The sequence below is a fragment of the Pedobacter frigidisoli genome (assembly GCF_004331675.1).
GTDB classification, from domain to species: Bacteria; Bacteroidota; Bacteroidia; order Sphingobacteriales; family Sphingobacteriaceae; genus Pedobacter; species Pedobacter frigidisoli.
Genome location: NZ_SJSN01000026.1, coordinates 22166 through 34888, shown reverse-complemented (window position 1 = coordinate 34888; position 12723 = coordinate 22166). Strand labels below are relative to the sequence as shown.

The window sequence follows — 12723 nt, the reverse complement described above, 5'->3', positions numbered from 1 at the left end:
TTTAACTTCGTAAACCAACTTTATGAAAGCACCTCATTTATTATCACCACCAACAAAATGCCTGCTGACTGGGCCAAAATGCTGGATGATGAGGTGCTGGCCACAGCTCTGCTGGACAGGCTTCTATTCCGGTGTGAGGTAATCAGTCTTGCGGGAAAATCTTACAGAATGGAAAATAGGAAAACAATATTTGCAAGTTAGGACCAGAAGATTAGCTTTGTAAAACTGTGCACACTTGTTGCCGTTTTCTGTGCACTCTTAATTGCCAATTCTTGTGCAGTGTTATTTCCCGATTACATTATCTGTACAAATACACTGCTTTTGTCAAAATTAGTAGTAATTTTCACGTAATCAAATGCTGTCTTTTTAAAAGGATCGGATCGTAATCGGATCGTATCGGTCCATATCGGATAGAATCTAATCATTTGTCTTTCAACAAGCGAAATCCCAATCTTGATCGAACTGACCGACATCAATGTCGGTCAGTTGTGATACCATATTTTAAAATTTTCTTAATCTGATTGTTACTTCAATCAAATACATTATAATGATTGAAAAACAAATATTTAGATTAAGGTTGACAAGACAAATTACAACCGATTTCCTGTTACATTGCCAGCAATCTATCTAAAGAGCTTCATAACTTTCATATCACCAGTATCTTCTTCCTTCTTATCTCGGTCTAACAGTTTCTCCTGTAATGCAGACATCTCAGTACTAACTTTAGTATCGATAACCTTTGCATAATGCTGGGTTGTTTTCAAGCTGTTATGCCCAAGCATCTGGGACACAGTCTCAATCGGAACACCATTTGAAAGCGTAATAGTCGTCGCAAAAGTGTGACGAGCCAGATGATAAGTGAGTACTTTAGTGATGGTACAAAGATCTGCGATCTCTTTGAGGTACCCATTCATCCTCTGGTTGGTGAGCACTGGCAACGCCACTTTTCTCCATCGGCATATCCTGTGATTCTTATACCTGTCAAGAATTACTTTTGCCTCATCCAACAAGGGGATGTGACAGGGTGTTTCCGTTTTCTGGCGTTTGATGAATATCCATAAATTACCGTCATCACCCTTTGTAATCTGATCCGGGCGAAGCTGCTTCACATCTATATAAGAGAGGCCGGTGTAGCAACTGAAAATAAAAATGTCACGAACGATGTTTAAGCGCTCAAGTGGAAATTCCCTGTTTTTAATTCTATCCAACTCTTCCATATTTAGAAAAGTCCTTGCCTTAGCTTTAGCAGTATTGCGATAATTTAAAAATGGATTACCGACTATCCACCCGGCGCCCAGGCAATACAGCATGATTTTTTTCAGGTGAACAATATATTTCCGGGCAGACATCGCATTATTTCCTCGATCTATTCTAAGAAATAACTCATAATCGGTGATAAATTTAAAATCCACCTTTTTGATGTTAATGTCCTGAACCTCATATTTGAGCTGAAGAAATTGTTTAACATGTCTGATGGAACTTTGATAGGTTTGAAACGTGCTATAACTGTACCCTTTACCAATCAGTTTTTCCATATTGTCATTGTGCTTCTGATAAACTCTCAGTAGGCTATGGTTAGACGTATTCTTTCCGGTAAGATGATCCCTCAAGACTACCGCTGTCACCTCATCTTCCTTTTCAACAAGAGAGGTATGAAACCGTCGAACTTTTGAGGCCAGCGTATCCAGATAATCATTAAGTTCCCGGATCTCTTCGCGCAGGCCAGTGCCTTTCCCTTTAAGCGCAGACCAGAAGCTGGGAACAATTTCCCTGCCGACAGAATATTCCGAATGTTTTCCTTTCACGGTAATCCGTAAATAGATGGGCATCATCTCGCCCTTGATAAAATTTTTTGGTCTTTTCAGATAGAATAAAAGATGAAAATTGTAACTCATAATGATACATTTAAAATTAAACAAATGTACATTTGAGCCAGTGAGTCATCAAGATGTTCGCCAGTCGAACGAGCTGTAAATCAATATCTTACAAAATAATCCAGAACCCGAACATTTCGGAATAATTCTGGTTTTGATATTTCAATCAATCTACTGACTTACAGTGTTTTACAAGAAAAAGTCAGTTTTCGACTCACTAAAATTAACCATTCAGAATGGTCGAAAATGAGTCTTAATGCGTTATAAAAACCAAAACAAAGTCTTGAAAATCAACGATTTGCGCGACAATGTTCTGGTTTGAATCTAAGGAAGTGGTCCCGACGAGAATCGAACTCATATCTAAAGTTTAGGAAACTTCTATTCTATCCGTTGAACTACGGGACCAATAATGCTGCAAATATAACAAAAGTTTTGAGCTGAAAAGTGCATAATTTTACAGCTTTAGCTCATAGGAGCATCTGACTTGGCTAGATGTTGTCACTCGCTTTTTGAACCACTTTACGATCTGAAGTGGCTTTCTTATTTTGCCAAAAGAAATCTAACACTGTACCTAAACCCGATCGAAACGAGATGCCACACAATTTTTCATTGTGGGCAGAAGTGGGAGCGGGAGTAAAAACCGCCAAAAGCATCATGCTATTCATTTCCCAAAAAAACAATAGTGAAGATTTACCTCACAATTTATATTAATAGAACATGGTTGCGACTTAAATTTTTCTGACGAAACGAAAAAGCCTCTTGAATCGAATCAAATGGCCTAAACTACTAAAATAATATTATTACCTAATTACACTTCCCTCTATGAACTTATCTACTGGAGCCACAAAAGTGAGTTTTCCTTCTGCGTTTTCAGCCATTAAAATCATCCCTTGTGATAAAATTCCTTTAATTTCTCTTGGGGCTAGATTTACAATAATGCTTACTTGCTTGCCTACAATATCTTCTGGCTGGTAGTATTCTGCAATTCCTGAAACCACTGTCCTTTCATCGATACCAGTGTTTACAGTAAGCTTTAGCAACTTCTTAGTTTTCTCTACCTTTTCTGCAGCAACTATGGTAGCCACTCGAATATCCATGGCAGAAAAATCATCGAAATTTATATTTTCTTTCGCTGGAGTAGCTACTACAGAACCTGCAGCATTGCTGGCCTTACTTTGGTTTAATTTTTCTACCTGATAATCGATTTCAGCATCCTCAATCTTATCGAATAAAAGAACACCTTCACCTATCTCATGCCCACGCTTAATCAACGTTACCGTGCCAGCATCTTCCCAATTATGACCACCATTCTTTAGCATCTTCATTAATTTTTCTGATGTAAAAGGCAAGAAAGGCTCGATTAAAATTTGGATATTAGCCGCAATTTGGAGTGCGAGATGTAAAATCGTACGCACCCGATCTTCATCAGTTTTGATCAATTTCCAAGGCTCGGTTTCTGCAAGGTACTTATTCCCCAAACGGGCAACATTCATCACTTCGGATAGGGCCTCTCTAAAGCGATAATTTTCTATTGATGCAGAAATCTTTGCTGGGTAACTGGCTAACTCATCGATAACGGCTTGATCTACCTCCGTAATTTCCATGCAGGTAGGAACTGTGCCATTAAAATATTTATGGGTTAAAACCACTACACGATTAATGAAATTACCTAAAATGGCTACCAATTCATTATTATTTCTAGCCTGAAAATCTTTCCAGGTAAAATCGTTGTCCTTGGTTTCTGGAGCAGTTGCCGTGAGCACATAACGCAACACATCTTGTTTCCCCTCAAACTCCCTCAAATATTCGTTCAGCCAAACCGCCCAATTTTTAGAGGTAGAAATTTTTTGACCCTCTAGGTTAAGGAATTCATTTGCTGGAACATTATCGGCCAAAGTATAACCTCCATGTGCCATTAACATTGCGGGAAAGATAATGCAGTGGAATACAATGTTATCCTTTCCTATGAAGTGAACCAGTTTAGTTTCGTCGCTCTTCCAATATTCTTCCCAACCACATTTATCATTCTCAAAACTGCTGATGTAATATTCCTCTGCCTTCGGATTCCAAACATCGAGCTTTGCGTAATTACAAAGTTCTTTGGTAGCCGAAATGTAGCCGATGGGCGCATCGAACCACACGTACAATACCTTACCCTTAGCATCACGCAGTGGAACTCGAACACCCCAGTCTAAATCGCGAGTCATTGCCCTTGGTTGTAAACCTGCATTTAACCAACTTTGGCACTGACCATAAACATTTGGTCGCCATTCCTTATGGCTTTCGATATAAGTTCTTAAGCGGTCTTCATACTTATCAAGTGGCAAGAACCAGTTTTTGGTTTCCTTTAAAATTGGTTTATCGCCAGAAAGTGTCGATTTTGGATTGATTAAATCGGTAGCATTAAGTGTAGAGCCACAATTTTCGCATTGATCGCCATATGCATTTTCGTTTCCGCACTTCGGACAAGTACCAGTAATGTAACGATCGGCCAAAAATTGCTTAGCCGTTGGATCGTAGTATTGTTCGGTAATCTCTTCGGTAAAAACGCCTTTATCATACAAGGTTTCAAAAAAATCAGAAGCTGTTTGATGATGTGTTAAAGACGATGTACGGTGATAGATATCGAAAGACACCCCAAACTCCTTAAATGAATCGCCTATGATTTTATGGTACTTATCTACAACTTCCTGCGGGGTAATGCCCTCTCTTTTGGCTTTTAAGGTAATGGGTACACCATTTTCATCAGAGCCGCATATAAATTTTACATCCCGCTTATTCGAACGCAGATAACGGGCATAAATATCGGCAGGGATATAAACGCCAGCAAGGTGCCCTATGTGTACCGGTCCATTGGTGTATGGAAGCGCCGCGGTTACAGTATATCTTTTTATTTTACTATTATCCAAAACAATTTTTATTAATTTGGCAAAGATAAGTGTTTTGAAGATGATTAAGCAGCCCCCATATTTAAAAAAAGGAGATAAGATTGCCCTCGTTTGTCCGGCAAAGAAATTACCCAAACCTATAGACCATGCCATTGAAATATTAAAGGAATGGGGATTGGAAGTAATTATAGGTGAAAGTGTATATGCCAGTCACCATCAATTTGCTGGAACAGATGCTTTACGCACCAAGGATATCCAGCAATTTTTAGATGATCCATCAATAAAAGCAATCATTTCTGGCCGGGGTGGTTATGGAACCATTCGGATCATCGATGATTTGGATTTTACCAAATTTAATAAGAGCCCCAAATGGTTTGTGGGTTTTAGCGATATCACGGTTTTGCTATCGCACCTCATTGCTGATATGGATACGCAATGTATTCACGCACAAATGCCCTACACTTTTGATGATTCTACTGAAGAGGCGCTTGAATCGTTAAGAAAATCGTTATTTGGTGAGCAGCAGCAATACCAATATCAAAGTGAGTTTAAAAATCAACAAGGAAAGAGCCAAGGCATTTTAATTGGAGGAAATTTAACTTTGCTAACGATGTTGCAAGGTTCTGTTTCAGAAATGGATTTCGATAATAAGATTCTTTTTCTGGAAGATGTAGGCGAGCAAGAATATGGAATAGATAGAATGTTAAGAATGCTGAAACGTGCCGGAAAGCTTGAAAACTTGAATGGTTTAATTATTGGTGCATTTAACGAAATTGAGGAAGAAAAAATTTCTTTCGGGCAAACAGCTGATGAGGTAATATGGGAGGTGGTTAAGGATTATAATTACCCCGTTTGTTTTAATTTTCCAACAGGGCACATCGAGAATAACTTAAGCATGGTATTAGGTGCTGAAGTTGAGTTAAAGGTAGAAAGCAACAACGTTTATTTTAAATATTTATAACATGGCCATTTTAGATAATTTAGGAAAGTACCGCAACACGGGTTTGTTATTAATCCGTTTGGGCTTAGGCATTATGTTCATTATTCATGGTTTCCCGAAACTTGCAGGCGGACCTAGCGGTTGGACTGGTTTAGGAGGAAGCATGAAAGTAATTGGAATAGATTTCTTGCCTATTTTCTGGGGATTTATGGCCGCAGCAACTGAAACATTTGGTGGCTTCCTTTTAATTGTTGGATTGTTCTTTCGCCCTGCATGTATTCTATTAATCTTCACCATGATTATTGCCGCACTTGTTCATTTTTCAAAAGGAGATGGCTTACAAGGCGCTAGTCATGCGATCGAGTTGGGAATTGTATTTTTTGGATTGATATTTATTGGCCCAGGGAAGTATAGTGTGGATAAGAAGTAGAGGAAAAAATTCATTAACAAGAAAAGCCAGCAGTGCTGGCTTTTCTTGTTAATGAAAAAATATTATTAATTCTGAACGATTAACTTATTATTCTGAACCTCATTTGCTGATATTGGCCAAACATAGCCTGCCGTATTAAATGGTATTGCAGGGGCTGTACCTTGTGAACCACTTTTTGCAGGGAAGCCAAGTCCTAACCTCATAATATCTGGAGATCTTAAACCTTCACCAAGCAATTCTATTCTACGTTCGGTTAATATTGTATTTTTCAAGTTTGCAGGTAATAAGTCTGCTGCTGGAAAAACATAGGTAGGATTAGATCGTTGTCTAACAGCAGTTAACAAAGCGATTGATCTTGCTGGATCGGTAACAACAGTTGCTTCAGCAAGGTTCAATAAAACCTCTGCGTAGCGAATTGCTGGAACATAGTCCGTATATGGCGAAGGTCTTTTAAACTTAGATAGATAAGTGTTTGCACCAGATACAGTCGTCAAGCTTTTTCTAGCATCGGTTGAACCAGCAGCAAATGCAGCATTTCCGAAAATCCCTGTAGGATTTAAGAAAAACTCTTCATTACCCCCAGCCTGATTTGGAGAAACATTATAATAGTAAGCCAACTGATTTTGGGTTCCTGGGGCATCTAGGTCTGCCATTGGAAACGACAATGCAGCTTCAGTGGCTGTTGCATTACCAGTATATGCGCCGCCAAAAACAGTTGTAATGTTTGCCTCAAGTTTTAATGGAGAACCCGTAGCTGCAACAAATGGTGCTGTGGCACTTACAATTTTATTTGCCTCTGTTACAACTGATGATAAATTACCCATTGATAAATATACTCTTGTTTTAAAAGCAATTGCCGTATTTCTTGATGCTCTCGTTGCAGCGAGTGTAAGAGCTAGATCAGGCTCAGCTTCATTTAAGTCCTTTAAAATTTGGGTGTAAACCTCGGCCACAGTACTTCTTTTTAGGTCATTACCAGTAAGGTCTTTCTCACCTTTTAATCTTAATGGAACACCTAAACTTGCACCGTTATCTGTGATGTAAGGTTTTGCATATAGTTGTAATAAACTATAATAACAGAAAGCCCTACAAAATTTAGCTTCTGCAATATATTGCTTTGTTAGCGTAGGAGTTAGCAAAGAAGAGTTTGCTGTAACCCCTTCTATTACTAAATTAGCACGATTGATTGCTGCATATACTGCACCCCACAAATTTACGACTTCATTAGTGCCTGAAGTTACATTAAACCTCCAAGTATCCAAACCAGTTACACCATTCGGCTTGTTTACTATAAATTCCTCTCCTCGAATATCGTTATAGATTAAAAACCGACCGCCATAATACTGGCCATTTTTTATCCCTGCATATACCCCGTTAACCTGCGATAGAATTCTATCTGGATTTGCAAATGCATCTTCAATAGGTAAAGCGGTATCAGGAGCAGTATTTAAGAAATCCTTTTTGCATGATGTCGCAAAGAAAAAAGGTGCGGCAAGAAAAAGATATTTTAGTTTATTATTTATTTTAATTTTCATGATCTCTATTTTTTAAAATCCAACATTAATACCGAAAGTAAATGTTCTGCCAGATGGCACTGAGTTTCTATCTACACCCGGAGCTAAGTTTCCACTATTACCTGTTGTTGTAGAGTTTCCATTTACAGAAACTTCTGGATCAGGCCCTGGATAGTTTGATATAATCCAAAGGTTACTAGATTGTGCATATACTCTAATATTTGATACGCCGTATTTGCTCAAAAGCGCTTTTGGTAAAGTATAACCTAAAGCAAGATTACGAACTTTTAAGAAATTTCCAGAGAACACATTTTGTGATTGAGCAAATGCCGAACCGTTTGAAGTATTATCTCCATAAACCAAACGAGGAATATCTGTGATCTGACCCGGAGTTGTCCATCTATCCAATACGCCCGCTTCATTATTCCAGAAACGTTGATCACGAAGGCCTGCTAACGATCCGTAATAAATCTTGTTTCCTCCTGAAAAAGTTAAGCCGATAGATAAATCAAAATCTTTATAACGGAAATTATTATCTAAACCACCAAACCATTTCGGTATTGATTGCCCTGTAATTGTGGCATCTAATGCTGCATCAATCGCAGTTGCATTTTGACCTGCTTTTGGACCATCTAAATATTGGTAACGAGCAGCAGTTGCTCTTTGAAAGCTAAACCTCAATTTCTCCCCAAATCTATTGATAAAAATTCTTTCTCCAGTTCCAGGATCTACACCTGCTGTTGGAACTGTGTAAATAGATCCAATTGGATATCCAACTCTAGTAATATTCGCTGTCTCTAAAGATGTTGCACCAAATAGATCAGCATTATTATTACCTAAAGCGGTAACTTCATTTTTCAATGTACTAAATGTTAAACTCGTCGACCAAGAGAAATCATCATTGTCAAAGTTTTTTGAATTTACAGTAAACTCAAATCCCTTATTATACATTTTTCCAACGTTAGTAGTAATTGCATTTCCCGGAACACCTTTAGAGGGAGCTTGCGGCGCAAATTGCACTAGATTATCAATATTATTGTGATAGTAATCTACATCAAGAGAGAAACGTCCACCTAAAAATTCAAGATTTAAGCCTACATCTGCTTTTTTACTAGTTTCCCATTTCAAATCTGGATTACCCGCCTGAGAGAAAGAAAGTGCAGAAGCATTTCCATACAGACCAGGACTATATAAAAATAGCGCTGGGTAGTTACCAATATTAATGTTACCCACTTCACCGTAACTACCATGGAATTTAATCCGCGTTAACACTTCACTTAAGCCAGATTCTTTATAAAAACTCTCCTCTGACAGTGCCCATCCTACTGAAGCTCCTCCAAAGTTACCATACTTATTTCCTGCTGATAAACCTGAATAACCATCACGTCTGAAAGATCCTGTTAAATAGTATTTTTTCTTATAATCGTAATTAACACTTCCGAAGTACGAACGAAATGCGTTGTCTCCTTGAACTAATCCAGCTGGTGTAATTGTTCCAAACGCCCCTTGAAAAACTTCAATAAATGGATCAATAACTCCCTGTCTGGTGGCACCATAACCATTCGACTTAGAATATTGATCTTCCGCACCTACTAAAGCCCCAATAGTATGATCACCAAAAACCCCATTGTAATTTAATGTATTAGACCAATTCCAGCGGCTATTCTTTACAAAGTTGCTAGTAGCACCACCATTGTACCCAAAACCATCTCCCTGCAAACGATTAACAAATGAATTATTGTCTATTTTAAGGTTATCTAAGCCATAAGTAGTCTTAAGTGTTAATCCCTTAACTAACTGAATCGATGCATAAGCATTCGCAATGATGCGATCACTTTCAGATGTATTTCTGTCTTCATTAATTAATACAGCTGAGTTGGGATAGTTTGAAGCTATTGTATTAGCGCCTAATCCAATGGCACCAGATGCGTTCATATTATAAGATCCATCCTCATTATAAGGTGAAACATTAGGAGGAAGCACAATGGCTAATCTTCCTAAACCAACAGTTGAAAATGCTTGGCCTGGTAACGATCCGGTATTTGGCGCACGATTTAGCGTATTACTATAAGAAAAATTCGTTCCGATAGTTATGTTCTTGAATAATTTATGATCTAAGTTTACACGTCCATTTTTCCTTTCGAAAGAGTTTCCAATAATAAAGCCCTCTTGATTGCTGTAACCTAAAGATATATAATATGAGGTTTTATCATTTGCACCAGAAAAGTTCAAAGCATGATTTTGCGAAGTCGCAGTTCTGTAAGCATAATCGTACCAATTGGTTTCTACTTGTGAGCCGTCTGATTTTGTTTGCAAAAAGAAAGCTGGGGCTTGCCCAATATTTGTTCTAGACTCATTTTTGATTTGCACATATTCTGCTGCATTTAAAAGAGGCGTAAGGTTTTGAGCTTTTGTAGTTCCTACCCATCCTTCGTAATTAATTTTTGTAGCACCTTGTTTTCCTTTTTTAGTGGTAATTACAACAACACCATTTGCTGCTCTAGAACCATAAATTGCAGAAGAAGCAGCATCTTTTAAGATATCTATAGATTCTATATCTGCTGGATTAATATCACCCAATGCATTACCTGCTGCACTATTTGAAGATTGGTCGCCAGTAAATACTGGAATACCATCTACAATAATTAAGGGATAAGAGCTTAAAGAAATGGAGTTAAATCCACGCACCCTAAAAACAGGTGGGTTATTTAGTACACCATTTGGTTGAATGATGTTAACACCCGCTGCTTTACCAGCTAATGCCTGTTCAAAACTTTGGACAGGCTGGTTTTTGAGTTTTTCACCACTTACACTCGCAATTGAGCCTGTAACATCTCTTTTTGATTGTGTAGTGTAGCCAGTAACAACTACATCAGATAGTGTTTTAGAATCACTAGATAATGCTACATTGAGCACACTTGATGATCCAATAGGCCTTGTTTGCGATACATAACCAATGTAGGAAAATTCTAAAGCAGTACCTGCAATAACCTTCAGTGAGAATTTTCCATCTGCAGCTGTTGTGGTTCCGCCAGCTGCGCCTTTGATTTTAACACTTACACCAGGAAGAGGCATTCCGTCTTCCTTTCCTGTAACTGTTCCAGTGATTGTTCTATCCTGAGCCATTGCAGTCCCTGCAATAAATAGGATTATGAACAAACTTTGTAGAAGTTTTTTCATAAAATTTAGTTTGGTTTAGTTAATAATTCCCTAATATAAAATTTTGGAGGTTGTAATACAAATTTTACACCAGAAAACAATACAGTATTTTAATGAAACGAATGTAAATCACATATCTCATCGGATATATTGGGTGTAATTTTTCATAAAAGCAGAAAATATATGCAATTTTTGCATATTAGTACTTTTTAGAGCCAATTTATTCTTTAACATGCTGTATATACATCTATTGATTAATTAGATGATATAATAAATTAGAATTGGAAACTCAGCACCAAATTAATTAATAAACACACATAAATTTATAATAAGTCTAGATGTGGGCATAAAAAAAGGGCTGCCAACAAATTGACAGCCCCTATAATTTTAACGGCTCCTACTATGGGTTTTGTGGCCCAATATTTGGATTTGCATTAATTTCATCACGAGGGATTAAGAATAGAAATCTTGGGTCACCCGCTGGGATTTGTAATACATTTGCAACAGAAGTTGCAACATAATTCGGAACATTTGCAGTTGTCCTATCCAAAGATAGATTCAAGCGCTTAAGATCTAAATATCTAAATCCTTCACCCCATAGTTCAACCCTACGATTAATCATAACCTCATCAATCAACGCGGTACCAATTTTTGTTGATTTAATAGCGCTCAAATCTCTTTTGGCAACTAAAACGAATAAGGCAGTTTGCGCTAAACCATCTTGTGCACTTCTAGCATACGCTTCTGCTAAAATTAAATGCATCTCTGCGCTTCTCATCCAAGGCACATCGCCTAAAGATGGATCACCGATCGCTTTAACCGAAAACTTTCTAGTCATATAGTTTCTTCTAACAAAAGTTGGCAGTGGTAATGGAAAATTAGCTGCAGTAGCGACTGGTTCCCACATTTTTTTTCTAACATCAGTTGCCGAGATTTGGTCATATAATGCAGAGTTGATCATTTTTGGGGTAGCACGTTGATAACTTGTGTTGGCATTGTAAGCAATTTGAGCATAAAATGAACCAAAGGTATCACCTTGTTCTGTTGAAGGATTAGCGCCCCACATATATTCAGATAAACCAATATTATTAAAGCCTGTTTGGTAATCAGCCTGGCTCATCAATGGAAATGCATTTCCATCTATAACTTCTTTAGCATACTTAATTGCATTTGGATAATCTTGCATGGTTAAAGCTACTCTCGCCCTTAAACCTTTAGCAACCCAAATACCAGCATGAGTTTTGTTTGGAACTGTTGTTGCATTTAAAGCGATGGCTGCTTCCAAATCAGCTACAATAGCTGCATAAACAGTTTCAACGCTTACTCTTGGCATTCTTGTATCTGTTGATTTAAGTGGAAGAGGTACAGCAAGTTGGTTGTTAGGCTTAGCTGCAGCGTTGTACCGATTGCCATAGAACTGTACTAAATAAGAATACGAATATGCTCTTAACGTGAGCGCCTCAGCTTTTATCCTAGATTTTTCCGCGGCGGTACCTTCAGCGGCATCTATATTATCAATGATATAGTTTGCATTACCTATCATCCGGTAGAAAGTTCTATAATAATAAAGGTTACTCGCCGCATTATCTGTTCTAGCAGCAACGTAATTCCCCTCACCAGTTGATGTAAACCAAGTTGCAGCAGCTTGATGCAAATCTTCGCCCATGAAGTCTATCCCTAAAAGAATTCCAGCAACACCTGGTTTTCCTTGCGCATTACTTGTAGTGGTTGTTGTTCTTTCAAACATGTAACGATAAATTCCATTTAGTGCGACACTAGCATTAGCTGTTGTTGAAAATATGGAAGTATTATCTACCTTATCGGTTGGCGTTGTTTGAAGATAGTCCTTTTTACAGCTAGATCCGCCTAAAATCATAGAGGCTAAAATTGCTGAGTAAAATATCTTTTTCATATCTAT

8 protein-coding genes and 1 tRNA gene are annotated in these 12723 nt (G+C 37.9%); 3 read left to right on the top strand and 6 right to left on the bottom strand.

All coding sequences use genetic code 11. The features are described 5' to 3' along the window. Window positions 1-201, top strand: a 201-nt coding sequence (locus EZ449_RS21110) for an ATP-binding protein (RefSeq protein ID WP_165499770.1), incomplete at its 5' end; no start/stop codon positions are given. A gap of 422 nt (window positions 202-623) precedes the next feature. Here the strand turns inward: EZ449_RS21110 and EZ449_RS21105 are convergent. From EZ449_RS21105 to metG, 3 genes are all read right to left on the bottom strand, one after another. Continuing rightward, a complete protein-coding gene (locus tag EZ449_RS21105) occupies window positions 624-1895 on the bottom strand; it encodes a site-specific integrase (RefSeq protein ID WP_131562664.1) in 1272 nt (423 codons plus the stop codon). Window positions 1896-2207: 312 nt separating this feature from the next. Beyond that, window positions 2208-2279, bottom strand: a tRNA-Arg gene (locus EZ449_RS21100). 395 nt (window positions 2280-2674) lie between these two features. After that, window positions 2675-4783, bottom strand: a complete 2109-nt coding sequence (gene metG / locus EZ449_RS21095; RefSeq protein WP_131562662.1) for a methionine--tRNA ligase — start codon at window positions 4781-4783, stop codon at window positions 2675-2677. A 40-nt stretch (window positions 4784-4823) separates the two neighbouring features. Here metG and EZ449_RS21090 point away from each other — a divergent pair, with 40 nt between their 5' ends. Continuing rightward, window positions 4824-5723, top strand: a complete 900-nt coding sequence (locus tag EZ449_RS21090) for a S66 peptidase family protein (RefSeq protein ID WP_131562668.1) — start codon at window positions 4824-4826, stop codon at window positions 5721-5723. 1 nt (window position 5724) lies between these two features. Further along, window positions 5725-6132 carry a DoxX family protein gene (locus EZ449_RS21085; RefSeq protein WP_131562660.1) on the top strand — a complete coding sequence of 136 codons (408 nt, stop codon included), beginning with the start codon at window positions 5725-5727 and terminating at the stop codon, window positions 6130-6132. A gap of 65 nt (window positions 6133-6197) precedes the next feature. On the opposite strand, the gene EZ449_RS21080 is transcribed toward EZ449_RS21085, so the two are convergent. The 3 genes from EZ449_RS21080 to EZ449_RS21070 all read right to left on the bottom strand — a co-directional run bounded on the left by EZ449_RS21080 (window position 6198) and on the right by EZ449_RS21070 (window position 12717). After that, a complete protein-coding gene (locus tag EZ449_RS21080; protein WP_131562658.1) occupies window positions 6198-7667 on the bottom strand; it encodes a RagB/SusD family nutrient uptake outer membrane protein in 1470 nt (489 codons plus the stop codon). Window positions 7668-7679: 12 nt separating this feature from the next. Beyond that, window positions 7680-10826 carry a SusC/RagA family TonB-linked outer membrane protein gene (locus tag EZ449_RS21075; RefSeq protein ID WP_131562656.1) on the bottom strand — a complete coding sequence of 1049 codons (3147 nt, stop codon included), beginning with the start codon at window positions 10824-10826 and terminating at the stop codon, window positions 7680-7682. 379 nt (window positions 10827-11205) lie between these two features. Then, a complete protein-coding gene (locus EZ449_RS21070) occupies window positions 11206-12717 on the bottom strand; it encodes a RagB/SusD family nutrient uptake outer membrane protein (RefSeq protein ID WP_131562654.1) in 1512 nt (503 codons plus the stop codon). Window positions 12718-12723 lie beyond the last annotated feature (6 nt).